General features: G+C 55.9%; 33 protein-coding genes and 2 tRNA genes. 14 read left to right on the forward strand and 21 right to left on the reverse strand.

Annotated elements, in window-relative coordinates; translation table 11 throughout:
• Positions 1-61: 61 nt before the first annotated feature.
• The 7 genes from JNK62_03975 to JNK62_04005 form a co-directional block, all read right to left on the reverse strand.
• Positions 62-907 (reverse strand): PD-(D/E)XK nuclease family protein, encoded by an 846-nt coding sequence (locus tag JNK62_03975; protein ID MBL8158663.1) that lies wholly within the window; start codon positions 905-907, stop codon positions 62-64.
• A 164-nt stretch (positions 908-1,071) separates the two neighbouring features.
• Entirely contained in the window at positions 1,072-1,527 is a 456-nt protein-coding gene (locus tag JNK62_03980; protein MBL8158664.1) for an MgtC/SapB family protein, read from the reverse strand.
• 15 nt (positions 1,528-1,542) lie between these two features.
• Positions 1,543-2,412, reverse strand: a complete 870-nt coding sequence (locus tag JNK62_03985; protein MBL8158665.1) for a restriction endonuclease — start codon at positions 2,410-2,412, stop codon at positions 1,543-1,545.
• Positions 2,413-2,477: 65 nt separating this feature from the next.
• Positions 2,478-3,515, reverse strand: coding sequence for a tRNA 2-thiouridine(34) synthase MnmA (gene mnmA / locus JNK62_03990; protein MBL8158666.1), 1,038 nt, complete (start codon positions 3,513-3,515; stop codon positions 2,478-2,480).
• A gap of 20 nt (positions 3,516-3,535) precedes the next feature.
• Complete coding sequence (mltG, locus tag JNK62_03995) at positions 3,536-4,576, reverse strand: endolytic transglycosylase MltG (GenBank protein MBL8158667.1); 1,041 nt, start codon at positions 4,574-4,576, stop codon at positions 3,536-3,538.
• A 3-nt stretch (positions 4,577-4,579) separates the two neighbouring features.
• The gene (locus JNK62_04000) at positions 4,580-6,064 is read right to left on the reverse strand and encodes a hypothetical protein (protein MBL8158668.1); all 1,485 of its coding nucleotides are present in this window, start codon (positions 6,062-6,064) and stop codon (positions 4,580-4,582) included.
• Positions 6,065-6,229: 165 nt separating this feature from the next.
• Positions 6,230-7,270 (reverse strand): hypothetical protein, encoded by a 1,041-nt coding sequence (locus JNK62_04005; GenBank protein MBL8158669.1) that lies wholly within the window; start codon positions 7,268-7,270, stop codon positions 6,230-6,232.
• A 234-nt stretch (positions 7,271-7,504) separates the two neighbouring features.
• Between JNK62_04005 and dnaB the strand changes: the two genes are divergently transcribed.
• Both dnaB and recR read left to right on the forward strand, forming a co-directional pair.
• Positions 7,505-8,896 carry a replicative DNA helicase gene (dnaB, locus tag JNK62_04010; protein ID MBL8158670.1) on the forward strand — a complete coding sequence of 464 codons (1,392 nt, stop codon included), beginning with the start codon at positions 7,505-7,507 and terminating at the stop codon, positions 8,894-8,896.
• Positions 8,897-9,045: 149 nt separating this feature from the next.
• Positions 9,046-9,645 (forward strand): recombination protein RecR, encoded by a 600-nt coding sequence (recR, locus tag JNK62_04015; GenBank protein ID MBL8158671.1) that lies wholly within the window; start codon positions 9,046-9,048, stop codon positions 9,643-9,645.
• 32 nt (positions 9,646-9,677) lie between these two features.
• Here the strand turns inward: recR and rplU are convergent, their stop codons facing one another.
• Both rplU and JNK62_04025 read right to left on the reverse strand, forming a co-directional pair.
• A complete protein-coding gene (gene rplU / locus JNK62_04020) occupies positions 9,678-9,995 on the reverse strand; it encodes a 50S ribosomal protein L21 (GenBank protein MBL8158672.1) in 318 nt (105 codons plus the stop codon).
• A 49-nt stretch (positions 9,996-10,044) separates the two neighbouring features.
• Positions 10,045-11,112: a DNA recombination protein RmuC gene (locus JNK62_04025; protein ID MBL8158673.1), complete on the reverse strand. Its 1,068-nt coding sequence runs from the start codon at positions 11,110-11,112 to the stop codon at positions 10,045-10,047.
• A gap of 77 nt (positions 11,113-11,189) precedes the next feature.
• Here JNK62_04025 and JNK62_04030 point away from each other — a divergent pair, with 77 nt between their 5' ends.
• The 4 genes from JNK62_04030 to JNK62_04045 all read left to right on the forward strand — a co-directional run bounded on the left by JNK62_04030 (position 11,190) and on the right by JNK62_04045 (position 13,121).
• Complete coding sequence (locus JNK62_04030) at positions 11,190-11,915, forward strand: Fic family protein (protein MBL8158674.1); 726 nt, start codon at positions 11,190-11,192, stop codon at positions 11,913-11,915.
• 59 nt (positions 11,916-11,974) lie between these two features.
• A complete protein-coding gene (locus tag JNK62_04035; GenBank protein ID MBL8158675.1) occupies positions 11,975-12,424 on the forward strand; it encodes a GatB/YqeY domain-containing protein in 450 nt (149 codons plus the stop codon).
• A 99-nt stretch (positions 12,425-12,523) separates the two neighbouring features.
• Positions 12,524-12,826, forward strand: a complete 303-nt coding sequence (locus JNK62_04040) for a hypothetical protein (protein MBL8158676.1) — start codon at positions 12,524-12,526, stop codon at positions 12,824-12,826.
• 136 nt (positions 12,827-12,962) lie between these two features.
• Positions 12,963-13,121, forward strand: coding sequence for a hypothetical protein (locus JNK62_04045; GenBank protein ID MBL8158677.1), 159 nt, complete (start codon positions 12,963-12,965; stop codon positions 13,119-13,121).
• 17 nt (positions 13,122-13,138) lie between these two features.
• Here the strand turns inward: JNK62_04045 and JNK62_04050 are convergent, their stop codons facing one another.
• The 4 genes from JNK62_04050 to JNK62_04065 form a co-directional block, all read right to left on the reverse strand.
• Positions 13,139-13,684: a DNA-3-methyladenine glycosylase gene (locus JNK62_04050; GenBank protein MBL8158678.1), complete on the reverse strand. Its 546-nt coding sequence runs from the start codon at positions 13,682-13,684 to the stop codon at positions 13,139-13,141.
• A gap of 7 nt (positions 13,685-13,691) precedes the next feature.
• Positions 13,692-14,906, reverse strand: coding sequence for a hypothetical protein (locus tag JNK62_04055; GenBank protein MBL8158679.1), 1,215 nt, complete (start codon positions 14,904-14,906; stop codon positions 13,692-13,694).
• Positions 14,907-14,908: 2 nt separating this feature from the next.
• Positions 14,909-15,280, reverse strand: coding sequence for a hypothetical protein (locus tag JNK62_04060; protein MBL8158680.1), 372 nt, complete (start codon positions 15,278-15,280; stop codon positions 14,909-14,911).
• 313 nt (positions 15,281-15,593) lie between these two features.
• A complete protein-coding gene (locus JNK62_04065; GenBank protein MBL8158681.1) occupies positions 15,594-15,908 on the reverse strand; it encodes an RNA-binding protein in 315 nt (104 codons plus the stop codon).
• A 211-nt stretch (positions 15,909-16,119) separates the two neighbouring features.
• Between JNK62_04065 and JNK62_04070 the strand changes: the two genes are divergently transcribed.
• The gene (locus tag JNK62_04070; GenBank protein ID MBL8158682.1) at positions 16,120-16,350 is read left to right on the forward strand and encodes a hypothetical protein; all 231 of its coding nucleotides are present in this window, start codon (positions 16,120-16,122) and stop codon (positions 16,348-16,350) included.
• A 76-nt stretch (positions 16,351-16,426) separates the two neighbouring features.
• Positions 16,427-16,499 (forward strand) — tRNA-Ala (locus tag JNK62_04075).
• A 218-nt stretch (positions 16,500-16,717) separates the two neighbouring features.
• On the opposite strand, the gene JNK62_04080 is transcribed toward JNK62_04075, so the two are convergent.
• Together JNK62_04080 and JNK62_04085 are read right to left on the reverse strand one after the other, a co-directional pair.
• Complete coding sequence (locus JNK62_04080) at positions 16,718-17,218, reverse strand: hypothetical protein (protein ID MBL8158683.1); 501 nt, start codon at positions 17,216-17,218, stop codon at positions 16,718-16,720.
• A gap of 1 nt (position 17,219) precedes the next feature.
• On the reverse strand, positions 17,220-17,624 hold the full coding sequence (locus tag JNK62_04085; protein MBL8158684.1) for a hypothetical protein: 405 nt from the start codon (positions 17,622-17,624) through the stop codon (positions 17,220-17,222).
• 104 nt (positions 17,625-17,728) lie between these two features.
• Here JNK62_04085 and JNK62_04090 point away from each other — a divergent pair, with 104 nt between their 5' ends.
• The 3 genes from JNK62_04090 (at position 17,729) to JNK62_04100 (ending at position 19,668) form a co-directional block, all read left to right on the forward strand.
• Positions 17,729-17,944, forward strand: coding sequence for a hypothetical protein (locus JNK62_04090; protein ID MBL8158685.1), 216 nt, complete (start codon positions 17,729-17,731; stop codon positions 17,942-17,944).
• Between the two features lie 450 nt (positions 17,945-18,394).
• The gene (locus JNK62_04095; GenBank protein ID MBL8158686.1) at positions 18,395-19,168 is read left to right on the forward strand and encodes a protein tyrosine phosphatase; all 774 of its coding nucleotides are present in this window, start codon (positions 18,395-18,397) and stop codon (positions 19,166-19,168) included.
• Positions 19,169-19,302: 134 nt separating this feature from the next.
• Complete coding sequence (locus JNK62_04100) at positions 19,303-19,668, forward strand: hypothetical protein (protein ID MBL8158687.1); 366 nt, start codon at positions 19,303-19,305, stop codon at positions 19,666-19,668.
• 38 nt (positions 19,669-19,706) lie between these two features.
• On the opposite strand, the gene JNK62_04105 is transcribed toward JNK62_04100, so the two are convergent.
• The 4 genes from JNK62_04105 to JNK62_04120 form a co-directional block, all read right to left on the reverse strand.
• Positions 19,707-20,666 carry an ATP-grasp domain-containing protein gene (locus JNK62_04105; GenBank protein ID MBL8158688.1) on the reverse strand — a complete coding sequence of 320 codons (960 nt, stop codon included), beginning with the start codon at positions 20,664-20,666 and terminating at the stop codon, positions 19,707-19,709.
• Positions 20,667-20,846: 180 nt separating this feature from the next.
• Positions 20,847-21,029, reverse strand: a complete 183-nt coding sequence (locus tag JNK62_04110; GenBank protein MBL8158689.1) for a hypothetical protein — start codon at positions 21,027-21,029, stop codon at positions 20,847-20,849.
• A gap of 123 nt (positions 21,030-21,152) precedes the next feature.
• Positions 21,153-21,332 (reverse strand): hypothetical protein, encoded by a 180-nt coding sequence (locus tag JNK62_04115; GenBank protein ID MBL8158690.1) that lies wholly within the window; start codon positions 21,330-21,332, stop codon positions 21,153-21,155.
• Between the two features lie 132 nt (positions 21,333-21,464).
• Entirely contained in the window at positions 21,465-22,349 is an 885-nt protein-coding gene (locus JNK62_04120) for an IS1595 family transposase (GenBank protein MBL8158691.1), read from the reverse strand.
• 504 nt (positions 22,350-22,853) lie between these two features.
• Here JNK62_04120 and JNK62_04125 point away from each other — a divergent pair.
• Positions 22,854-22,938 (forward strand) — tRNA-Thr (locus JNK62_04125).
• Positions 22,939-23,161: 223 nt separating this feature from the next.
• On the opposite strand, the gene JNK62_04130 is transcribed toward JNK62_04125, so the two are convergent.
• On the reverse strand, positions 23,162-24,421 hold the full coding sequence (locus JNK62_04130) for a GIY-YIG nuclease family protein (GenBank protein MBL8158692.1): 1,260 nt from the start codon (positions 24,419-24,421) through the stop codon (positions 23,162-23,164).
• A gap of 185 nt (positions 24,422-24,606) precedes the next feature.
• On the opposite strand from JNK62_04130, the gene JNK62_04135 reads away from it, so the two are divergent.
• Positions 24,607-24,960 carry a hypothetical protein gene (locus JNK62_04135; protein ID MBL8158693.1) on the forward strand — a complete coding sequence of 118 codons (354 nt, stop codon included), beginning with the start codon at positions 24,607-24,609 and terminating at the stop codon, positions 24,958-24,960.
• Between the two features lie 35 nt (positions 24,961-24,995).
• Here JNK62_04135 and JNK62_04140 read toward each other — a convergent pair whose 3' ends face one another.
• The gene (locus tag JNK62_04140; GenBank protein ID MBL8158694.1) at positions 24,996-25,235 is read right to left on the reverse strand and encodes a hypothetical protein; all 240 of its coding nucleotides are present in this window, start codon (positions 25,233-25,235) and stop codon (positions 24,996-24,998) included.
• A gap of 132 nt (positions 25,236-25,367) precedes the next feature.
• On the opposite strand from JNK62_04140, the gene JNK62_04145 reads away from it, so the two are divergent.
• A complete protein-coding gene (locus JNK62_04145; GenBank protein MBL8158695.1) occupies positions 25,368-25,622 on the forward strand; it encodes a hypothetical protein in 255 nt (84 codons plus the stop codon).
• The last annotated feature ends 15 nt before the right edge of the window (positions 25,623-25,637 follow it).

Raw genomic sequence — 25,637 nt, forward strand, 5'->3', positions numbered from 1 at the left:
ATTGAGATCCGGGTCGTTTTCATAATCGACAGTACTGCGGGTCAGCAATTTCTAACGGGGTTCATAGGCCGAGTGTTCCCATCGCCGCGTTTGCATCGGAGGCCGGGACTGCGCGCTTCGCAGCTTTCTCCGTTTTAGGTGCCGCCTTCCCCGCAAACGCCATGAGCTTCCTTCCGACGGTCTCACGGTAGATGCAGTAATCACAATCATCGCTTTTCTCAGGCAAGGAATCGCTCTCCAAGCACTCCTTGATGGCAAAGAGCGTGTCTTCCACCCATGAATCATCACCCGTGTGCGGCACGAGCGTCACATCAAATTCAAGAACCGCATCGAATGCGGCACGATCCTTGCTGGCATTCGCATAGACGAAATAACCGGTATCGGAAACCGCGAATCCGTTCTTGCGGAAAAGCCACTGGTACGTTTCCATCTGGCGTTTATAGCCATCGTGCCAGTCCTGGTCCAAGGCCTCGATCTTCTCGTCCTTACTGGTCGATTTGTAATCGACGATAATAAGCTTCTCGTCGTTGCCGATCCACACATCGTCGACCGCACCGCACACCAGAAGTCCAGTCGGCGTATGCAGGTAGTCGATTCCCTTGAAGTTCTCACGCCAGACATCCATTTTCGGATGCTCGAACGGCACCGCATCGATTCCGTACTCCTTCATGATCGGGTGCGGTTTCTTTCCCGCGCGATGGATATCGAACTCTTTCTTGAGAAGCGCATCGACTGCCGAGTTGAGATTGAACGGGAATCCCGGCGGACGGGCGGTGCCGAGCTTGTTATCGATGTAGAAACAACGCTGGCAGTTCGTGAAGAGATCGATCTTGGAGCGCGAAAGGCGCCACCGCGGACCACCGTAATTCCAATCCGGTTTGCGATCCGGTTTATAGAAACCTGACATGCACTGATTATAACAGAACGGTTATTTTCTCGTGCAGCAGCACGAGGCGAAAGGGTGAGAAGCGAAGCTTCGCAAGGCCGGAGGCGTTTGGCGCCGAGGCGGGGTCGCGCAAAATCGTAACAACGATTTATGCGTGGCCGGAGAAAGAAATAATCATGAAATGATTATTTCCCTTGATACCAATCGATGAAGCGGTGCTCCACGTACCACAAACCGAAGAAGATGAGGACCGTGATCGCGGTCGCGAAGAGGGCAAGCGGATAGAGACCGAATCCGATGATGACACCGATGGCGGCCGCGACCCACAACCCTGCGGCCGTCGTTACGCCATGTACACCGTCTTCGCGCTGGAACATGACGCCGGCACCGATGAAGCCGACGCCCATGACGATCGCCGCGGCCATGCGCATCGGATCGAAATTCGAGAGACCGATCGCTGCCGCATCGACATACGAACCGATGATGGTGAATGCGGCGGCGCCCATGGTGACCAGCGCAAACGTGCGCATACCAGCCGATTGCTTGGCGACGAGCGCCCGTTCGGTACCGATAAGGGCACCCAGGAAAGCCGCCAGAAGGAGCTTTCCGAACATGATGATCATGGGATCGACGTAGATCATGCAAGCAGTATACGGCTAGTGATGCACGGCTTGGATGCCTGCTGTGAATTGCCGCTCCCCCGCAAACGGTGAACAGAGATGCTTGGCCTCCTCCAATACTTGCGGGATGCGGCCCGGCTTTACGCCATATTCCTCAAGAAGATGCTTTGCCTGCACGTCCTTGCATAGGACGATGCGATTATCGAGGAGGCGACGCTTCTCGCCATCGGTCAGCGTGGTCAGAGCCGTCAGCGGATGGACGCGGGCTGATTCGATCATTTCGAGAAGCCCGCGGTTATGCGGATAATCCCAGCCCAGAAGCGTGAGGTTCGAGCACTGTGCGTATCGGATCGCATTGCGGGTGAAGCGCGTGTTCGTGACGAGCCAGCCTTCATCAACGCGAGCAGACGCTTCGGGGGCGCGCGCAAGATCCTCGTAGCGCGCTTTTACATACAGCGCATCCTTGATATCGGTCTTTCCGCCGGCGACATTGTGGAATTTCGCCTCGATGCCGACGCGGCGGTTCCCTTTTTCAGCAAGAACGTCGACTTCGTGCGGTGCACAACGACCCGTCATGGCGACGCCGGTACGCGTCCTCCAGCCGTGTGCCTTCAGGACTTCCGCGAGGAATTGTTCGAACGGGAATCCTGATGGGCCGAGCGAGAAGATCGCGCGCTTGATCGAATAGCGGGCGGCGACTGCAGGAGATCCTTCTTCCTGCAGATATTCGAAGGCGTGCTCATAGATATCTTCCGTACGCATTCCCTCGGTCAGCTCACGCTCGATGCGCTTCAGGATGTGTGCACGCGCCTCATCAGCCGCGCCTGCTCTCTGGAGCGAAGCGTCCAATTTACGCGGATCGAACGGCTCTTGTTCTCCGTCGGCCTTAGTAATAAGCGTATTCATGCGATATGGATGCGCACAAAGACGCTTCCCATACCGAGGATTATACGACACGCCAACCGCGTTCGTTACGAGACATCCACAACCCCGCCGCCGATGAGGCGGTTACCGTCATAGATGACGAGTGATTGTCCCGGTGGTGCGAGATGCTTTTCGCTGAAATGCACGACTCCTTCTTCGAAACGGATCGCAACCGGTGTTTCGCGATAGCGCGCCTGCGCTTCAGCACTGATGTCTCCCGGCTCGCCGTTAACCCAGCTGAGATCTACAAGACCGACGCTCTCGCGTTTCGCCTTTTCCTTATCGGCAGAGACGGTTAGTACATTCCGTTCTGCGTGGATGGCGACGATGTAGTGCGGCACTTCGGATGCGGTCGCATTCTCGATACGGAACCCGTGACGCTCGCCGAGCGTATAGAGCGCTGCGCCATCGTGTTCGCCGATGACGACCCCGTGTTCGTCGATCACCTTCCCCTTCTTCAATTCGATATAGCGTGCGAGGAAATCACGCATCGAGACTTCGCCGACGAAACAGAGGCCCTGGCTGTCCTTCTTTGCGGCGACCGGCAGATCGAATTTCTCCGCGAGCGCACGCACTTCAGGCTTGGTGAATCCTCCGATCGGAAAGAGCGTGGTTTCCAGATCTTTCTCGGTAAGACGCCACAGAAAATAGCTCTGGTCCTTATTCGTGTCTTTGCCGCGGTGCAATTCGAATCGATCCCCATTCCTGATCACCTGGGCGTAATGTCCCGTCGCGACGAGGTCGGCGCCGTTTGCATGTGCCCATTTCTTGAACGCGCCGAATTTGATGTGGCGATTGCAGAGCACGTCCGGATTCGGCGTGCGTCCTGCCGTGTAGTTCGCGATCATATCGTCGATCACCTCTTTCTTGTACTCATCGCTCAAATCGATCTCCTTGAACGGTATCCCGAGGTGCGCACAGATACGCATCGCATCCAGACGCTCCTTCTGCCAGGGGCATTCGATGAATTCCGGCCGCCAGATCTTGATGAAGGCACCGGTGACGTCATAGCCCTGCTCTTTGAGGAGCGCGGCTGATACGGCGCTGTCCACGCCTCCTGAGATTCCGACGAATACCTTCTGCATGTCGAGAGACTACCGTGCTATCAATCGATATACAACGCCTTCAAGCGCAGATGCTCGGCATACGTCTTGGAGTAGTACGTCACGTGGTTGCGGTCGGCGAGATAGAAGAGGTAGCCACCATCGATCGGGGTCACCGCCGCTTCGAGCGACGAGAGCGATGGAGAGCCGATAGCGCCTGGTGGCAGACCCTTGTGGACATAGGTGTTGTACGGGTCTTCTTCATTCGCGAGATCTTCCTTGGTGAGCGTAAAGGTCGCGCGGCCGATGGAATAGAGGAACGCCGCATCCACCTGCAGCGCCATGTCGATCTTGATGCGGCGCCAGAGGACGCCGGCGATCTTGCGGCGATCTTCGTGGTTGAACGCCTCCTTCTCGAGGATGGATGCCAAGATGACCACTTCGCGGAGCGGTTTGCCGAAGCTTTCGATCTCGCCTGCTAGCTGTGCGATATTCGTATCGAAATTCTGCCGCATGGCCTTGATGACGATATCTTCCGTCGCATTCGGGAGGAAGAAATAGGTGTCCGGAAACAGGAAGCCTTCATCCGGCTGTGCCTTCTCGACGAATTTCTCCGCATCGAAGCGCTGCAGCTGTGCGGAATAGATCTTCGCCATCTCCTTGGTGGTCGCGCCTTCAGGAATGCGGATACGGATCGGTTCCAGTCCGAACGCTCCGGTGGTGATCGCACGGGCGACCGAGAAAAGATCGCGCGGCTCCTTGAAGAGATAATCTCCGGCCCGGACACCGCGGTCCGCGCCGAGGATGGTGACCGCGATCGAAAATGCAGTCCCGTTTCGCACTACACCCTGCGCTTCAAGCATCTGCCCCGCTTCTTTGGCGCTCGCACCTTCGGGAACCGCGATAAGGTTGCCGGTCGGGAAGCTGCTTGGCGGCGCGATAAGGAATACGTAGGAAAGAAGCGTGATCGAACCGATCGCGATAAGGATGATGACGGAGCGGCGGTTCGCCTGCTCACGCCAGTTCACGCTTACCTCCTCATCTACCTTGTTCGCAGCTGCAACGAGTCGCTCAAGATGGCGTTTGATACGGGAGAAATCCATAGATTACATCGGAAGATTTGCCGGCGGTTCGGACTTGGATGATGGGATTCGCTGGAGACCAGGGGCGCGGATAGTGCGGGATGGCGGATGCCACATCGTCGCAAGGACTTCGACGCTCATGATGTTACGCACATCCTCCCACGGCGGATTCCACATCTGACGACGACGATATGCATCAAGATAGCGATGGATCTCGTGGTAATGACGGTGATCGTGGTAATCCTGCCACGGCCAATCGAAGTCGTTATGTGCATTGCGCGGTCGGAGCATGACCCCCCAATTCGGATTGGCATAGGGGCGCCAGATCCAACGCACAGCAGTCGCGGTAGGCCCGCGGAAATTATCTTTCGGACCGATGAAAACCATGCGCACACCGGTGTCATATGCGAGCTTTGAGAGATTACGCTCCATCGAGCGCATGAGCTCTTGTTGCGCCCACGTCGGGCGCGGGAAACCGTACTTGTCCTCATCATCATGATCATCAAGCGAACGCCCCGGATTGAGTGATGCTTTCTTGCGGAGATCCTGAATCTCTTTCTCGACGAGTTTTTTCCATCCGTCCCCCGGATGTGCCTTAATGACGATCTGCACCCACGCCTGCTCGCCTTGCTGGAGCGAACTCAGTACTTCCAGCACCTGCGCCATCGGTTCGACTTTCAGTTCTTCTTTCGGATCCTTATCGAGCTCGAAATCGACATAGGTCTTGATGGGGTACGCATTTACTCGCGGGTCATGACGCGAGATGTCATGCGACTCAAGCATGTAATCACCGACGAACGCATTATGTTTATCGTCATCGAAATGGAAATCGACCGCATAATCACTTACCTCTACGATCTCCACCTCCGGATACTGCGCGTACATGTTCGTCTCGAAGACGTTGCGAAGGTAATCGCGCTGCAGCCATACATAGAAATGCACCTGTCCGCCATCGGATACGAGTTCAAATGAGTAGTACGGCATTGTTCCTCCTTTCCATTTCTTATCAATTACGGTGGTCGTCGAAAGTCGGAACCACAGGCCCGTGAGTGCCAACTCCATGGCACGAGGAGATTTCGTCACTTCCGTCGGCATCTTCACCTCCAGAAGAACCGGCTTCGTATTCATGAATATGAAGTAGGAACGTACATACCAGTTCCAAGCCCCCCAGAATCCATAGGCAAGACCCGCCGGCAACAGGATCGGTCCTGCAAGGAGAATCCACCCGAAAACGAGCGCAGGAAATTGCGGCACGAGCATGGTGCATGCCAGCATGCCTCCAAGGAAATTCGCGGTGAGGAAGGTGCCACGGGAAATGCCTTTGTCACCTGCCCACTCCCACCATGCCAAAACACTGAACCAAGCACGCCAGCCTTTTGGTGCATGCGCATGTCCGCCATGTCCATGATCATCATGTGGCATCAGGCTGTCGATGCCCTTCTGGGCTCCCGACGCGAGCGTGTCGAACAGCGAATCAAGTACTGATTTCCCGTGTGCCTCTTCGGCCATTCCATTACTATATCAATTTTTTTCCACCGTTCTCGGAGCAATCAACAAAAGAAACACGCCATAGGGTTTCCGAGGGTCTCTCGCAGCGCGACGGCGCGAGAGTGAGCGCTGCACCAGCAGGTGCAGACAGCGACCCGAGGAAACTCTATGGCGTGTTGAGTGCCGTTAGCGGGCGAGAGCGTACTTCCCGTCCGGCTGACGCTTGAACTCGCTGTGCTGGAGATTGACGACGATGGTCGCATCCTTCACGTAGCGTTCGCGCTTCACACGATCGATGATCTCATCGCGCGAGAGTGCGCCATCGCGCTCGAGGACGTTGCGGATGACTTCGCGGACGACGCCCGGAGCATAGCCCCACTCCTTGAGTGCATAGAGACCGCGGCCGACGAGGACGAAACGGCCATCCTTGATGAGCTCGTTGTGAGTCGTTGCCGGATGTGCTTCACGCTTGAAGAGATCACGGATGCCCTTGGCGACTTCGGTGAAGTGCATCGGAGAGCCATGGCGCTTAAGCGTGAGGTACGCGAAATCGCGGGTGTTCTTGATGCGGACGTGCGGGGATTCGGTGCGACCCCACTCGCCGAGCGGATTGCGACCGAGACGCTTCGAGATGCGCAACCAGCGGCGCATGGTCTCTTCGTCGCGGTTCTTCACGCCGGCGTCCTTGAGGGACTTGCCGAACTGCGCGAGGAATTCGTCCTCCGGAAGGAGCACGCTTGCCTCGACGGCATCATAGAGATCGGAGAGTGCGGTTTCGACCGCCTCAGCGAGGGATGCATCCACGTGCCAGCGGCGGTGGAAGTTCGCATCTTCGCGCTTGTCATTGAAATGATGGCCCACGGTGAGGACGAAGAGCACATGATTGCGCTCAGCTTCGTTCTTCGGGACATGGGAGAGGATAGTATCTTCAGCAAGGACACCGCCGAGTTCCTGAACAGCCTTCTTGAGCTCTTCGAGGGTCTTTGCGTGCTCTGCGTAGCTCTCGGAATCGCGCACTGCAGCGATACCGCCGGATTCGATCTGGCGGATGCGCTCACGGGTGATGCCGTATTCCTTGCCGATAGCCTCGAGTGTGCGGCCTTTGCCACCTCCCTGGAGGCCGAAGCGGTCGATGAGGACGCGACGGACGCGATCCGGAAGGCCCGCAAGCAGGTCCTTTGTTACTGACTTCGGTTGAAACGATTGCATAGATTGACTTTTTGTCATCACTATGATGTACCTTATATCAAAGCCGTCCAAACCTGTCAACTCTCCCGGGAATACCCCCTACCCTCAATCGTCCTCCTTTTGGAGCATTCCCTGACCCGGATGCGAAATAGCCACGATTCCCTCTACGGGTCAACCGATTTCCCTTGTCCACAGTCATATCACAGGTTAATCCCAGATGCGAGGTATGCATGGCTGCCACCTCTTTCAGGTGCCGGTGCTACAATTCAGTGCATGAGTTCGGTACGAGTCCCGCCGCAGGATCTTGAAATGGAGAAAGCACTCCTTGGTGCCTTGATGATCAATCAAAGCGCGATCTATGACTGTGCCGATGTCGTGCATGTCGATTCCTTCTACGCGGCGAAGCATCGCACTATCTACGATGCGATGCTCACGCTCTACGGAAAGGGAGAACCGATCGACGTCGTTACCGTCGCGGGTAAATTGAGCGAGCGGAAGCAGCTCAGCGACATGGGCGGTCGCGCCTATCTTTCCGAACTCGCCGGCAGCGCCGCTTCTCCCGGATCAGCTCGTCACTACGCAGAAGCAGTGCAGTCGAAATTCGTACTCCGCTCGCTGTTGGATGCTGCAGCGAAGATCGGCGAACTCGGTTTCCAGGAAGACCGCGAGATCGCTGCGGTCTTGGATGAGGCGCAACAGGCTATTTTCGCGGTTTCCAACGCCCCGATGCTCCAGAAGTTCTCGGTCATCAAAGAGGAGCTTACCGAGGCGTGGGAGCGCTTGGAGAGTCTCCAGAAACATACGGATGCGCTGCGCGGCGTACCGTCCGGCTTCCCGGCGCTGGACACCATGCTTTCCGGCTTCCAGAAGTCAGACCTCGTCATCCTCGCCGCCCGTCCTTCCATGGGTAAGACCGCCCTCGCACTGGATATCGCCCGCCAATCGGCGGTGAAGCACAACACGCCGGTCGGCATCTTCTCCCTTGAAATGAGTTCGCAGCAGCTCGTCGATCGTATGCTCGCGGCGCAGGCGGGAGTCAATGCGTGGAAGCTGCGCACGGGTAAGATCAACAAGGATGAGGAGTACGATCGCTTACAGGCGGGTATCGCGGAACTTTCCGAAGCGCCGATTTTCATCGACGATAAGGCCGGCAACACGGTCCTTTCGATCCGCTCGGTCGCGCGACGCATGAAAATGGAAAAGGGTCTCGGCCTTGTCGTCATCGACTACCTCCAGCTCATTACGCCGTCGCTCACTGGCGCGAATGTCTCGACCGTGCAGCAGGTTACGGAGATCTCCCGCGGTCTCAAGGGTATGGCGCGTGAATTGGATGTGCCGGTCATCGCGCTTTCCCAGCTCTCCCGTGCTGTCGAGCAACGCCGCGGCCGCCCACGACTTTCCGACCTGCGCGACTCTGGTTCCATCGAACAGGACGCCGACGTCGTCATGTTCATCCACCGCGAAGACATGATGGGTTCCCGTGGCGCTGACGAGAAGAACAACGTCGCTGAAATCCTCATCGAAAAGCACCGCAACGGCCCGGTCGGTAAAGTCGATCTCATGTTCGATAGCGAGAAGACCACCTTCAAGTCGGTCGAGAAGTCCGATTTCGGTGATTTCACCCCTGAAGCGAGCGTGAGCGGCATGGAGGAGCAGCCGTTCTAACTAAAATTTTATCGAATATTCGGCCTGACATGCCTCTCGGGTCGCTGTCTGGCGCTGCTGCGCCAGCGCTCAGTCTCGCGCCCGTCGGCGCTGCGAAGACCCTCGATGCATATCAGGCCGAATAGTTCTCGTTCTGTTAGACTGCTCGAATGGATCCGATAGAGCGATTGACCACTCTTTTCCAGAAATTCCCCGGCATCGGCCCGCGTCAGGCGCAGCGTTTCGTGCAGTATCTTCTGCGCACCTCGCCGGCGATACGCCGCGAGATCATGGAGAGCATACGCGAGCTTGGGAGCGAAGTGGCGCAGTGCCCTTCGTGTCAGCGGTATCACTCGGGAAAGAAAGGACTCTGCTCGATCTGTTCGAGCCATGAGCGCGACGTCTCGCTGCTCGCGATCGTCGCTTCGGATGCCGATCTGGCGGCGCTTGAGCGAAGCCACATGTTCCGTGGACGCTATTTCGTCCTTGGGGGCCTTCTCTCCCTCGCATCGGATCGCATGACCGGCCTACGCGTGAAGGAGCTGCTCGATTCGCTTCCTAAACGTCGTGACGATGGTCTCTCCGAAGTCATCTTGGCATTTCCCGCGAATCCTGAAGGTGATTCGACGGCCATCCGTGTCAAAGAAGAGATCCAGGAGAATGTGACCGGCATTACGATTTCCATGCTCGGCCGCGGACTCTCGACCGGATCGGAATTGGAGTACGCCGATCCGGAAACCTTGCGCAACGCCTTCGAGAATCGACATTAAAAGAGCCCGCTTTCGCGGGCCCTTTTCTTTTCTTAGAGAGAGGTGATCTTAACCTTCGTGAACGGCTGGCGGTGGCCCTTCTTCTTGTAGTAGCGGGACTTCTGGCGGTACTTCATGACCACGACCTTGTCGCCGAGACCTTCATCGATGATCTCAGCAGAGACCTTCGCGCCGGAAACCGCCGGAGTGCCGACCTTGACCGAGGAGCCGTCCGCGACGAGGAGGACCGTATCGAAGTCGATCTTGGTGCCCTTACCCGACTTGCCCTGGACGTTCTGAATGGAAATAACATCGCCTTCCTTGACGACGTGCTGGTGGGCGCCCGACTGGATTACTGCTACTTTTGCCATAAGTCGCCGGAGTATACGATACGGGGCTTAAAAGCGCAATATTCCGGCCCTATTCAGCCAAAAGCGGCTTTTCAACCCCTTCTGGCTCAAGACCAGAGCTACTGCCGGTGATCTTCAGGATGTCCTTGTCCACCTTGGCCAGCTCCTTGTAACCGGCATTGTAGTGGTTCACCGTGGTCGAGAGCGAGGTCCCTACCTTCTTATAGAAGACGTCGTACGCGGCGATGTGCTTCATCAGGTTCTCCACGTTCTTCTTGATCTGCTCGGCGTCCTTCTCGATCTTGAACGCCTTGAAGCCGTAGAGGACGGAATTCAGGTAGGCGAAGAACGTCGTCGGCGAGACGATGATGACCTTCTTCTCATTCTGCGCGTAGTCCAGCAGGTTGCGCGCATTGATGGCTCCGACACTGCCGGTGACGAGGTCGTAATAGATCGATTCGGCCGGGATATACATGAATGCGAAACCGAGAGTACCCTCCTCAGGACGGATGTACTTCGAGGTCTCATCGATACGTTTCTTGAGATCCTTCTTGAAGGCATCTTCGTATTCGCCACGCTTCTCGTCGTCCTTCTCATCGAGGAGGCGGACGTAATTCTCGAGCGGGAACTTCGCGTCGACCGGAACGATGCCTTCTTTCACGAAGATGGCGGCGTCGACCGTCTCGCCGTTGGCGAAGTCATACTGCATCTTGAAGCGATCCGGCGGCAGGATGTTGTTGAGGATGAGTTCCAAGCCTGCCTCACCGAGATTGCCGCGCTGCTTCTGGTTCTTAAGCACCTTCTCGAGGTTCTGGAGCTGCTCCGCGATCGTGAAGACCTGCTTCGTCGACGCGTTCGTCTCGGCGACGCCGCGGGCGACTTCGGTCAATTGCTTATGCACGAGATCGCGGATGTCGGTCGCGAGACGCTGGGACTCGCCGAACTGCGCCCGCATGCTATCGAACATCGTCCGCGTGCCTTCCCCCAGTTTCGCATCCATGGATTGCGAGAGGGCGTCGATGCGGTTCTGGAGGAGGATCATGCTCTGGGAGTCCTGCTGCGGTGCCGGTTTGCGGAGGAAGATGAAGCCGACCACGGCCAGATTGACGAGGAGAAGCGCGATGATGATGAATTCCATGGGGCGATTTTACCACGATGCATCTTCATCAGGACTCTGCTATGGTTGAGCCAGTTCGTTCTTCACAAGGAGGAATCATGCTGACAGAAGTCGAACGACGGCTCGAAGAATTGCAGAGACAAACCCTCACCCAATGGGAGGACATTCGCACCGAATACTTCAGACTCATCCATGATCGCCATGCGCCTACGATGCTCGGCATGAATATCAATACCGAGAGCAGGGCTGATATGCGCATCGATCCGGTGGTGTTCGCACGTGAAAGCTGTCTCTTGAGCAAGGTCAATCCGGATATCGACACGGAGTATTTTGATCGGTATTTGAAGATCGCACGCTTTACCATCGAATCTGACGTAGACCATTCCTCGTATCCAAAGATCACGCATCCAGCCATAACCAATGCAGCGATCTGTGACCACCCGCACTACTTCACCTACCGCACCGGATCGTCGTTCAGGGATCCGTTCGAGGATTCCGAGGACGCCCTTCCCATCGGACAGCCTGAGAAGTACCTGCGGCTTTGGATGAAAATGGTCGAACGGATAGTGATACGGTACCGAGAGCGATCATTCGAAGAGCGGGATGCGATATCCATCGCACTCCACGACACGCTGATATTCCTGCATCCGTTCGATGAGGCAAACAGCCGCACCGCCCGGATACACCTGCAGGAAATACGGCGTGCCCTCGGCATTCCGATGATCATCTTCCGTCACTCGGAAACACGGGCCAACAAGCGACGAATCAAGTTCTTCGACCGACACATCGCCAAGCCATTCATGGCGAGGCATGGACGTATCTGACTCAGGCGGCATCCGCAATATGCGGGTGCCGTTTTCCTTTTTTCTGCTATTGTGGGGGCATGCTTATCGACACCATCAAGAACGACATGAAGGAGGCCATGAAGGCCAAGGACGATATCAAGGTCCAGACACTTCGCGGCGCTATTGCTGCCTGCACCAACGAGCTCGTGGCCAAGGGCCAGAAGCCGACTGATCCTATCGACGACGCCATGGTGATGACGATCCTCAAGAGGCTTGGCAAACAGCGCAAGGATTCGATCGATCAATTCACGAAAGGTGGACGCCCTGAGATGGCGGAAAAGGAAGCAAAGGAACTCGCAATCATCGAAGCGTACCTGCCGCAGATGGCATCACGCGAAGACATCCTCAAAGTCGCCGAAGCGAAGAAAGCAGAAATGAATGTCGATGCTGCCGGCAAAGGCAAGCTCATGGGCGCCGTTATTAAAGAACTAGGCGGTAACGCTGACGGGGCTGTCGTTAAGGAAGTCATCGACTCTCTTTTCGCCTAGTTAAGCGCTTTTTCTTGCTGCTTGACTTTATATATTTTTGTGATATTATAGTCGTAGTGAAGCGTTAGTGCGCGTTTTTCAGCCCTCTGGGAGGTGCGCATGAACTTTTTTCCGACGATAGAAAGTGTGGACTGTGCCGAGGCAATCGTGAAGCTGCCTGATTCGCAGATTCTGATCCAGTTCCGTTGTTCTTCGAAAGACTACGTCGCCCTCTCGACGGTCTTCGAAGTATCTCGATGGAGCATAAACGCCCGGTGGGGAAAGCTTCCCTCAATCAGTTCACAACGTCGCGAAGCCGCTAGAAGATTGGCGGTCGAAGCGATTCTTAAGCACCGTCGGGACTACGCACAACGGCAGGTGGAGAAATTCCGCCGACCGTTCCAGCGTAGTTTCTCGTTCTGATGAGAACGAAAGGCGCGGTACGTATTGAGTCCGCGCTTTTGTTTTCCCCAGAAATGGCGGGAAAACCCGTTTCCCCTCTTGTCATATCGGGAAATGGGAGTACGATACCGCGAGTTCCAAGACAAAGGAGTGAGATATGAACAGCTATGTGGTTGCCCAACTCATGGTGTTGGCAGCACGAGCAGGACATTCGATTCCCGAAGGTTCGCTACTGGAACAAGCAGCACGTTTGAATGAAGAGTCTGGCCGTACGGATTCCACTGAGGAAATCGAATCGGTCGACGAGCAGCATTGAGCTGCGGAAGGACGCCATTATTTCGGCGTCCTTTTTCTTTTGTCGTGAGAGATCATGACGAATCGCCATTCCTTCGCGGCCCAATCTCCTGCATACGCGACGCCGATGCGCGGCGTCATCCGCATGCCGCTTTTCGGGATGAGGATTCCTCGATCTTCGATCCACAGCCCGTTACCCTTGGTAGCGGGTTTCGCATTCAGGGATCGTGTGATATTCAGCTCGCGCGTAAGCTTCCCCGGACCATCGATACCTTCAACACGGCGGATGAGAACCGCACCGGGATGCCCCTTCGGGTCACAGACGATGTTGAGCATTTCGTACATGCCGTAGATAAAATAGACGTACCAGTGCCCCGGCGGGCCATACATAACCTCCGTGCGCGGCGTCTTCCCTTTTGCGGCATGCGATGCCTTGTCATCGAAGCCATCGTACGCCTCTGTTTCCGTGATCATGTGCGCCTCACGCTTGCCACCGTGTTCACGTACGAGGAATTTACCCAAGAGATCAGGCGCGACGAGGTCCGCGGTGCGGGAGAAGAACTTCGGCCCGAGAATGTGCTGCATTTACGCACTATATCGCTCGCGAGGAGCGCTGCGAAATGACTACCGAAACGACCGAAGCGAAAGCCGCAAGAATAATGACGGCACCGAAGGCTGCCGCTGCATGCACGTAGAGCGCCACGAATGCGAGGATGAGACATGCGATGATGCGGCCGAGGGCCAGTCCCATTTCCTTCAGTGCCGTGTATTCATCGACATAGTGCGCACCATCGGCGCTCTGGTCATGTACGGCATGATCGATACTGAAGCGCTTCGGCGAGGAGCTGGAGTGCGCATAGACGTCGACCGCCAGGATCTGGAGCGGCGATGCCGCGGCAAGACGGAGCAACCAGCTGGAGAAGACCAATGTAGCGAGAATCGGTGTCGAGCGTTCGGCGCGATGACGCTTGAGAAGCCTGCGGACGCCGGTGCGGAAAAACGGCGTCACGATAAGCGTGAGCGTAAGGATGAGTCCCAAACCGAGGAACGACTGGCCGATGATGATGAACGCCGCGAGCGGCCAGATAAGGAGAAGTGCCGCGCCCTGGATGCCATCGGCAAGCGAGAGCGTAAAGAGCGTCTGGTTGGAGCGTGAGAAAAGCGCGGCGAAGGTCTCGAGGAATCCCCATTCGAATCCTTCGTACGATTCAGGGATACGGATAAGCGGGATGAGGGCGGCAAGTGCGACGAATGCAGCAAGCGCCAGAAGCGCTTCAGGACCGAGCCAGATCGTCTCGATCATGAGTCCCGCGATAAGCGGAACGAACGCGAGGATGATTTCCTCGCCTTTCGAGGCGCTTACATAGGTACCGGTATCCGCGATCTCGGTGCGGTACGGGATCCAATAGAGCGCGCGATGGATCCCCATGAGGATGACGAAGCTTACGATCATGCCGAACGCGAATTCGCCCGAGCCGATCTGCGGCGCGAAGACGACGCTCATGCACGCGAAGGCGAAGGAAGCGATAAGCGTGCCGTACGCGAGGGCGCGGCGCATACCGTTGCGCAGCGCGAAACCGGAGAGCGGCGTGAGGATGAATACGATCCCCTGCATCAAGGCGTACATGATCGCGACCGCGAAGATCGATGCTTCGGTGCTTCCGCTCACCAGATAGAAGCCACGGAATATGAAAATCCACGCGAACACGTTGCCGGCACCCATCGCGAGACGCATGAGAAACCGATGTGTCGCGAGCGCGTTACCGCGCTCGTATGCAGCGCCCGAAAAGGGCGACAGAGCAGACATAGTTATGAAAGACGCTGATTACCTCGAGCGCGAAGATACGGACGGATGAGCGGAAAGACCACGATGAGTGCGTAGCCGAGCCACACGCTCCACGTGCCGTAGAGTGCCCAACCAGCGAATGGTACGAGATAGATCGCATCAAGCACGATCGCGGTAAGCGCCCACACAACCGAGTACGGAAGGATGTCTTTCCAATCCATCAAGCGGAGCGATTTCGCCGCGAGCGAAGTGATACCGAACAGGATCGCGAGACGGATAGCGAGCGAAAGGAATCCGAGCGAGTAACCGTAGATCACCAATCCCGACCATGCGAGATACATGATCGCGTAAATCGCCACTCCCCAACCAAGTGCCCGATAGAGCCAGCTATTCATTGCATGCATTATAGCGAGCATTAGGCACTCTTCTTGTATGCGTGTGGATAGTACGGTGAAGGCATCATGGGACATGGCGTCGTGAGAACCTCGCGTGAGACGGGGTTGGGGCCCCGTCGCAAGGCCGGAGCAGCTTGGCTGCGAGGCGGGGTCGCGCAACATCGCAGCAGCGATGTATGCGTGACGGAGCGATTTTTCAGCAGAAAATTACACGACCCCGGAGAATATGATTTCAGTGGATACGCACAGATGGCATGCGAAAAGCCCGCATTGCTGCGGGCTTTTCTGAAAGGAGACTAAGCATCAACTGGCATTACCAGCTGTTGCGTCGGTCACCGCCCCATCCACCGCCTCCACCACCTTCGCGGCGAGGGCGAGCTTCCATAGGGCGCGCTTCGTTGACGGTAAGGGAACGGCCACCGAAATCCTTGCCATTCCACATGTCGATTGCCTTCTGGGCATCGTCATCATTACCGAACTCAACGAAACCGAAGCCCTTCGAGCGGCCAGTCATCTTGTCCATGATGATGATAGCCGACGAAACGGATCCGGCCTGCGCGAAAGCGTCGCGGAGCTGATCTTCCGACGTAGAGTACGGAAGGCCGCCGACATAGAGTTTCTTCGCCATGTATTCGTCCAATTCTTCTAGTATGAAATGTAAACCAACCTTCTCCGTCCCTCTGCGTCGGTGGACACCTGCACAAGATGGGAAAAACTTACATTCGCGGCAAGTATAGGACAACTCCCCTAAAGCGCAAGCGCACTCGGTGCGCGAAGCCACGTATTGCTTTTGTCTAGAAATATGGTATTATATTAATATCCCAGCAAAGGAGGAATCCATGGGAGAAGACGATGAGGAGTACGCGGACGATCACGAGGCGGCGGAACAGATCCTCGCGGCAATGAAGGAGGCCATCGCTCAGGCAACTGAGCACATGGATTCCGATCAAGCCGCCCGCGCTTCGACACTGGCAGCGCGCCAGTTGGCCGAGGAATACGGCCATATCATCAAAGAGCCGGATTCCGACGAGGAGGTCTCGTCCGAGCACCTCGATCCCGAAGAAGACTGAACTTCCGGCCGGTGCAGCAATGCACCGGCCACTACTATTCCCCTTCCGAAAGATATCTGGTATAAATCCACTTGAAGGGCCCTTAGCTCATCTGGTAGAGCACCTCATTTGCAATGAGGGGGTGGCAGGTTCGAGTCCTGTAGGGTCCACAAAAGACGATAAAGACAGTGCCTGCGCACTGTCTTTTCGCTTTTGTGGAGGACGGAGGCATGTTTTGTCAGTAGGCAAAACAGCCGAGTCGGGGTCGCGGAAATTCGTTTGCGACGGCAAACGAATTATCTGTGACCACTCGTGGAAGGCGGAGCGGGTCATAGAAATCCAACCGGCGCAATTGGATTTCCATGATCACCTTGAACGGGTTCTCGTCCTACGCACAGAGACTGGAGAGAAAGAGGAGTGCGTAAAGGCCAATGAAAATCCACGGAATCGACAGCTCTATGTGTGAGAAGGGCCAGTATTTCGACGTATCCTCTCCTCGGCCGAGCGCTTCCCATTCTGTATCGTAGAGGGAGAGCGGCAGTCGAGATTCGATTGCATGAATGACCTGGAATTTGGCGGTATTAAGATTTCGATAGGACTTGATGATTTCGTACCAGAAATAACACATGACCGCCCCTGCAATCGACGAGAACACCAATAACATCAGCACCGTGTCTTCACTGCTCCGTGTCGACATGAATCCCAGCAGTCCGACGAGAGCTGTGTTGAGTGCGAGGAAAAATTCGTTGGACTTCTGGCGTCGGTCACTTATCTTCTCCGAGGATTCGACGTAGATTTTGTATTGTTCCAAGAGGTGCTCGATGTATTTGTCACCGTACTTCGCGCTCTCGGAAACAAACAGGCGCTTTAGAATGTCGTCACTTGCCATACTATCGGGCACCCTTTAGAAGAGCTTCGAGATTAGGCCACGTCCAGTCGTATATCTTATCCGTAGGAAGTGCAGTGGTCGGCTTGTTCGCGGCTTTCTCGCTCCGTCCCCAAAGAAGAAAGTAAGGCTTGTTCTCCTCCTGCGCGATTTTCACCTCCGCCGCAACACCAGTCGCTGTGTGGGTGTGCTGGCCGCATATCACAACAACCTGGTCAGCCCCACGAATCTTCAAACGAGCCTTTTCCTTCCAGTCCCCAAAGAGGGCTTGCTTCACTGATACATCGGTAATCTCGAAAGGCGTCTTATCGTGCTTCGCCTGGCCGCAGAAGAGAATTTTGAGGTCCTCGTCGTGGTCAAAGTCAAAGCTCACGAACACCTTAGGTTTTCGGGGGAGGCTGTAGTTCATGGCCATGAGTATAGCGCTACAGACGACCCGCCACTAGCACCCTCCCCCTTCCCCCACCACCCCCAAAAGGTATACTCGTCCTCGGTAAAACAAAGGAGCTACCCATGACCGGACTACCCGAACACCCTCCCAAGGGGAAGATCAGGTACAAGGCGTACTACCGCGACCTGACGCAGAACCCGTTCAGAGGCAACGGAATCACGGTGCCGACGAAGACCGTCGACATCGATGAAAACGTGCCGTTCGACGAGGTCGAGAAACTCGCTAGGGATGCGCGTGAGAACTACGAGTTCGATCGTGTCGAGAAAGTCGCACCCTAGTCCACCTACAGCCCCGCTACCCAGGCGGGGCTTTTTCTTTGCCCCTCCCCTCCTCAAGTCTCACCTTTCATTCGGATAAGTGAAGGGATACACAACCGTCTGAAACCGCTGCTTAGAAAGGCATAGATGCTTTGCAAAAAATTCGAACGCTACAAAGCCCTGATACTTGTCACACCTTCGTACAGTCGTATCGATTTCCAACTTGGGATCGTTGAAATATTCAGGTGATCTCGAATCATAGCAAACTCTTGTATCAGAAGATGTCCACTTACATCTTTGCGGACCGTAATCAAAGAAGCTCAATGCAAAATAGATTGCAAATAGCATCGCGATGAGGCCGAAGATCCAGCCAGATATTCGCATTACTATAAGTATATACGAGGACTGCCTTCCCCTTCCCCTCCCCCCGAATCCGTGGCATACTCCCGCAGGCTAAAAGAGGAGCACCCAATGATCAACCTCGTAACGGGCGTACTCGCGTGCGCACTCTGCTTCTGGAACAACCACAAGCCGGAGGAAGCGCCGCGCGAGATGCGGACTACCGAACAGGTGTTCGAGCTCGGGACTTCGAAGGTACGGATCATCACGCACGAGAAAGGTACCGGATACACCTACTTCAGCATGCACAATGATGAGGAGGAAAGCATCCACGCCGGCATCGCGATGGTCCGGAAATACGGCGGACGCCTCGTCGAGCTGAAGCACGACGGTGCGCGGAACATCTCGTTCCAACTGGACGGCAGGACGTACACGTTCGACCCGAACCGCATCTTCACGGAAGCGGGTATCGGGAAGGTCCTGGGCACGGCACGGGGGGACTACCCCATCCTCGCCCATATGCTTCTGCGCAGTTTCGCGGATACGCTTTTGCAGCAGCTGCGGCTGCCGTATCTCAACGGGAACACGCTCGTCGCGCTGCATAACAACAGCGACGGCGGCGGCTACTCGATCGATCAGTACACGCACGGCAGCTATGTCCGCGATGCATCTGATCATCATGTGAATCCCGACATGGACCCTGATGATCTTTTCTTCGTCACGAAGCGGGAGACCTTCGAGAAACTGCGGGCCGCGGATGTGAATGTGGTCCTGCAGAGCCGCCGTCCGACGGACGACGGATCACTGTCGGTCTTCAGCGCGCGCCTCGGTATCGATTACATAAACGTCGAAGCCGAGGACGGCGCAACGAAGCGACAGACCCGCATGCTCGAGCTCTTGCACTAGCCCCGATGCCGCAACCGATGAGGTTGCGGCATCTTCCTGTATGTGGCTTGATTCTTCCCCTGAAAATGCTATTCTCTCGCCCAGCCAGGAGAGGGACACGTTTTCTTCTGGTTGTTCATTTGAGGAGAAAAACGATGAAGACTCTGATCGCGGCCTCGGCCGCTTTCATGCTTTCTGCTTTCGCTGCGAGCGCGGCGAATGCCCAGTGGGTCGGCTACGCCGTGAACGATTTCGGTTTCGGCAAGGCCTACGGCAGCTCGGAGGTCGGCGCCCGCAATGCGGCCATCGATCGATGTGAGCAGAACACCAGCAGGACCTGCGAGGACGACCAGACCTACTCGGTCTCGGTCCGCGTGGATTCGTGGTACATCGTGGCGATCAAGTGCGGCGGCTCGCGTGCCGTCGCCGGCTCGGAGCACAGCTTCGCTCAGGCGAAACGGAACGCCGCCGAGAAACTCGGCGAGAGCCCCAGCAACTGTACGATCACTCACAGCGAGTAAGGAAGAACTCCGCAGGCAGCAATGCCTGCGGTTTTTTGTTACCGATGGATGAGATGCGTGAGGTAATCCTTCACGCCTGCCCCTACGCTCTCCAAGAGCCGTGGCATGGCTGCATTTTCATACAAGCCGGGGAGCGAATTCACTTCCAAGAGATACGGACCGCGGCGGGTGACGATGAAATCGGAACGCGATGAATCCCTGAGGCCGAGTGCGCGGTGCGCCGCACGCGCCGCATCCATGAGCGCTCGTTTTTCCATCTCCGTGAAATCACTCGGTACCAAGTGGCGGATCTCGCTCGAGCGGTGATGATCGAAATGGAGGTACTGCGAGGATTCCGGATAGACGACACGTGCCGGCGGAAGCGCGTAGAGATCTTCGCCACGGAAACCTTCGATGATTCCCACGGTCGCCTCATCGCCGATGACGAATTCCTCTACCAATGCGGAACCGAATGCATCCAAGACATCCGCGAGCACGTCGGGAAGACTGACGATCGTCGCCGAGAGCGCGATACCGTGTGATGCACCTTCGTTGCCTGGTTTTACGATGTAGGGCGGACCGAACCGTGAGAAGACCTTCTTCGCCATTTCCCCCGTATCCATCTGCTGTGAGAGCGTGAATCCGATCGAATGCGGCATCCGTATGCCCGCACGCTTCAAGACGAGCGCGCTCTGTATCTTATTGAGCGCGAGCGCGGAGGGTGCGGCGCGGGAACCGGTATACGGGATGTACCCTTGATCGAGGATGCGCTGTACACGACCGTCTTCACCGGCACCACCATGGAGACCGTTCACGACGATATCCACCTGCGTGACGGCGCGGAGCGGTTCCGTCGGCATGCCACGGGAATGCCAGTAGCCTTTCTTGTCGATGAAGATATCGCGCACGTCGTACTCGTTTTCCGGAAGCGCATTCAAAACCGCGCCTCCCGTTTTCAGCGAGAGATCGTATTCGCTTGATGCGCCACCTCTTAGAACGCCAACAACCGTGCGAGCCATGAAAAACGCGCCAGAATTTCCCATCTACATCGTTGCGGGTCCCTCCAGGTTCGTCATCGTACATTTTGTACGCCTCCTCACCTGTCTTCCCGCGCCTCGTATCTAGAAAATTCTGATCACGTTTTAAAGTATACCCCACAAAAAAGAAGGACCGGTCGAATGTCGACCGGTCCGTGATGCTTAGTGCCGCCGCACGGCGTGAGCATCGAACGCTTCGATCTGTGACGGCGACATCGCCATCAGCATACCGAGCCTGAATTTCGCTTGTTCGTAGAGCGGGGTGTTCGCTTTGACGAGCGCCTTCTCCTCTTCGGTGAGGCGATCGAATGCGGTGCGAACTGCGATGTCATGCGTGGTTGCCATTACGGCCTCCATTCACTGGATCCCTGCCCTCAGTGGACATTAGGATAATTATACACCATTTCGGCGTATTTTGTCAATATCCTAGACGAGGGAACTATATACCTATCTACCCTAGACGATAAATTACTTACGTTCCTGCGTCCATTTATTGCCAAATTCGTCGTAGCCCTCTTTTGGCTTACTAAGCTTATCTATCTTCTCTTCCAGATCGTCTATCCGGTCAGAAAGGCTGCCGAGCGCAGCGCGGTGCGCTAAGAAACCGATAAAAGCGACAATTGCAAAAATCCACAGTAGCCACTGCATATCATTTCTTCTTACCTTTTAATTGCTTCTTGCTCTTATAGCCTGACTTGGCGAGTGCGCCAAGCACCTCATCGAATGAGGCGGGAATGGGTTTATGGATTTTGGGCTTGCGGCCGCGTGTTTCTTTCTTGCTCATGCCGTGAGTTTCCTCAAAGGCATTTTACCACTTTTGGCGATACGTCGTGTCGTATCCTCGAATATCGTCTGCATAGGGCTGGTGCGGTGGTTGAACCGGAACGCCACCTCATCGACGTATCGCTGGAGGTGCTTCTTGCTCATCGAATGATAGGTACCGTGATAGTTACGCTTGAAAAGCGCCCAGAATGACTCGATAGAGTTGGTGCTGACGGTGCCGCGTACCCAGTGCTTCTTCCCGTGCTTGATATATCCCCACTGATAGCCGAGCTTCGGCAGCTTCGAGTACACGCGAGCCTCGTCGGACATAATCTTCGTCTTAGGATGGATGTGCTTGCGGATTGTCGGCAAAAGGGTTTCTGTCCCACGATCGGGAACGGCAACAACGCGGATACGGCCACCGCGCTCTGTCATGCCCATAAGCACCTGCTTCTTGCGGAAGCCGTCTTTGCGCTTGTGCTTGCCTCCGAGGTACGTTTCGTCCACCTCGACAACGCCAAGGAGTTTAGCCTTGGACTGCTTAAAAGACGCGCGGATACGCATATCCATGAACCATGCCGTCTTCTGCGTAACGCCGACATGTGAGGCGAGTTCGATGCTGGAGATGCCCTTCTTGCGGGTTGTGAGGAGGTAGATGGCGATGAACCATGAACGCATCGGGATTTTGCTCTCTCCGAAGAGCGTACCGGTCTTGATGGTGAAGTCCTTACGACACTTGTGGCAGCGGTAGCGGATGCCATCGGAGAAGCGCATGATTTGGTTGTGCTTGCAGTGCGGGCAGTAGTCGCCCTTGGCAAAGCGCATACGTTCAAAGTAGGCGCGGCACGCCGCCTCGTCGGGGAAAGCTGCCATGAACTGGGCGAGGGTCTTAAAGTTATTCATAGCCCCATCCTATACTCCCGCTTTAGGGTTGTCAAGTGCTGGAAATAAATATCGCTTCTGCCTGTGGATAAACCCCCTCTATACAAGCGAAAGAGCCTTGCTACGATATTGGTAGACAGCTGCGGAGCGGCTTGGTCGCCTACCTCCGTTGTCATAGCTTGCACCGAAACAGACAACCTGTTTCTTACTCTCGGCACAGGATCCAAAAGACCATGCGCCGATAAGGCGTAACCACCGAAAGGTGCAAGCGCCTGCGCCGGGAGTAAGGGATAGGTTTTTTGAATATCGGAAAAGCGAATACCCCCGAAGTGGGGGCATTAGCGTAGTTGGTCTGGATTGCCTCTCCTAAAAACGGATAGGGCGGGACGACATGAATCCCGGTACAGAACCTATTATTGCGACTTTAGGCCTAAAGTCTTCGAAAACAAGTACTTGTACGGCTGACACGTTTTATAGTGCCTCCCCCTCGCGGGCTTCCGCGATCACCTTCAAAAGGTGATACATGCGTCCGTGGCGAAACTAGGTAAACGCAGTGGATTTGTAATCCACCATCCCCTCGGATTTGCGGGTTCAAGTCCCGTCGGACGCAAATATCAACTCTCAAAGACCATAAACAACAGCCAGTTATCTGACTGTCGCGCACGACTGCTAGTAATTGAACGATCCCGCGGTTCCCCCTTTCAAATCGTTTCCGATTACCACCATTGTAGACGAAGGTGGTACATGCGGTAAATAGAGTTATCCACGCGGATTCGGACTATACAACAATCTTCATGCGATTGGAATTAAGGGTAGCTATCTATATAGTTCCCCTAGACGATGCTGGTCGCTTGTCGTCGCTTACGATGCCACGTAATCGCGAAACGATGCGCCTCAGAATTGGCGAGAAGGATGTCACGTTCAAACGATTGTATGGCATTGAGATTGCCGATGAGACGTTCCGGACGATGGCGTTCGTTCTTTACGACACCCACCAGCGGAATGGTGATACCCGCTTTGGAGAGCACTTTCTTGGCGGCATTCATCTGTGCCGTCGAGCCATCGACGACGATGACGCGCGGATACTGCCATTCAGGATGAAGTAATCGGCGCGACAAGACTTCAGTCAGAGCTCCCGGATCGTTGTTGGTGAATCCCTTCACTTTGAATTTGCGATAGGCGCTTTTGAGCGGTTCCCCTTCTTCGACGGCGACCATGACGCCGACCGTTTCGGTGCCGGAGGTGTGGGCGACGTCGAATGCTTCGATACGTGCGCCGCGTTGCGGGATGTTGCCGCCGCTGGAGATGCGGGAATCATCCTTGATGAGCGCGATGTCGTTGATGTGGGTCAGCGCGCCGACCTGACGGCGTGCGCGTTCGGCATCTTCGAATCGTTCTTCTTTGGCAGCCACTTTCATTTCCTTCTCGAGCTCCTTCACGAGCGTTTTCTTCTTGCCGCTGAAAAGAAGGCAGATGTTGCGGATAGTGATTGCGTATTCCTGCGCATCGGTTTCTCCGGTGCAGACGCCAGGGCACAGCCCTATTTGCCTGTTAAAACAGGGACGGCAATTGGCTTTGCCGGACTTGAGTTGTTCCGAGCATGGGGTGCACTTGTCATCGCGATACGGGAAGATGCGACGCACGAGCTTCATCGCTTCGCGCAGCGCGAGGCCTTGCGGAAACGGGCCGAAAAGCTGCTTCACCTTCCCTCCCTGCCAGTTGGTGAAGTATTCACGACCACGCACGACGAGCAGGCGCGGGAATGCTTCTTCGGTCACCACGAGGTAGTTGAAGCTGCGGTTGTTCTTGTCGATGATGTTGTAGGGCGGCGTGTGCTTCTTGATGAGATTCGCTTCGAGGATCATCGCTTCGAGTACGGAATCCGCTTCTTCCCACGTGATGGTGTCGGCTTCCTGCACCATGGCCGCGATGGCGGTGGAACGCGATTCCTGAAGGCCGGCATTGAAATAGCTGCGCACGCGGTCGCGCAGCACCGTTGCCTTGCCGATATACAAAATCTTCCCGCCCTTCTGGAAGCGGTAGATGCCCGGTGTTTCCGGAAGGTCGAATTTTTGGAGGTCATCTTTCTGCATGACGACTCAGTGTGCAACACTTGACGCCGCACATCAAGCGTTACCTTATTTTTCAGAATCTTCATTTTCCGGCTCTAGCGCTCACCATCCACATCCCCCACTTGCCGCCAATCGCGTGCGGGCGTATATCTGCGGCAGAAGTCGTCCCGAAGTGGGAACGACCGTAAACGTCCAAGGAGATTGGAATGGACCTACAGAAATGGCTGGTATGGGCGGTAACGCTCGTGGTGCTCGGCTTCGGTTACTCGATGTGGAGCGGCATGGGCTTTATGGCACTCCTCACGGATTGGTGGCTGGTCGCGCTCCTGAGCGCACTCGTCATCGCGTGGGCGCCGGACATGACGATCGAGTTCGAGACCGGATCGGCCGACTGGATCGCGTGGCTGCTCGTCATGTGCGTCCTCTTCGGCGCATACGGACTGCTCGCCGGCGGTGGTGTCCTTGCGCTCTTCACGATGTGGCACTGGGGCGTCGCGCTCGTAAGCGCGCTCGTCATGTACTTCGTCGCCCCGTGGGGCAAGCAGTACATACCGGCCTGAAAAAGACGCGCCCGCAGCAGTGCTGCGGGCGTTTCTCATAGAGTCGCGAGCGGTACGTGCTTAAGATACTCGCACTGGACACTCGGCGGCAGATACGCGCATCCGCCGGCAACGAAGATACGGTATGCAGCGCGGCCTTCGGAGACCTGATTGTTCTCGAACGCCTTGATGAACACATCTTCGTCTGACACCGCGCTCAGTTCGCCTCGCAGGAACGCGAGGATTTCCGGGATCGGCGTCAAAAGCCGGGGGTCTTCAAGCGTGATTGCTGACATCTGCGGTCCCTTTCCCTGTAGGAGCAATCTAAAAATGCACTATACCCGCTTGCAGTCATTTTTCAAGGTACCGCTGGACAACGGCTGCGCGAAGCATATGCTGCCAGCGGGACTAACCAACGGAGGAAAAAGATGAATAATCTGCTCGAAGGAGCGAGGGATGTCGCCATCGGACTCGTCGTGTACGCAACAGGCGTCTTCCTGGTGATACTCATCGGACAGTTCCTGACGCCCAAGGGCGTCCTGTCGATGGCACCGGTCTACACCTGGCTCGCGTACATCAGCCGACCGGACATCCTCGTTACCATGATCGGTGCTGGGATCGCGGTCAAATACGCATCACAGCTCTCGTGGGCACACTCATCTGAACCTAATAGGAGGAAATAAGTCCTAGGCCCGCGG

This window comes from bacterium, assembly GCA_016789445.1.
Lineage (GTDB): Bacteria > Patescibacteriota > Minisyncoccia > Phycocordibacterales > UBA2100 > UBA10103.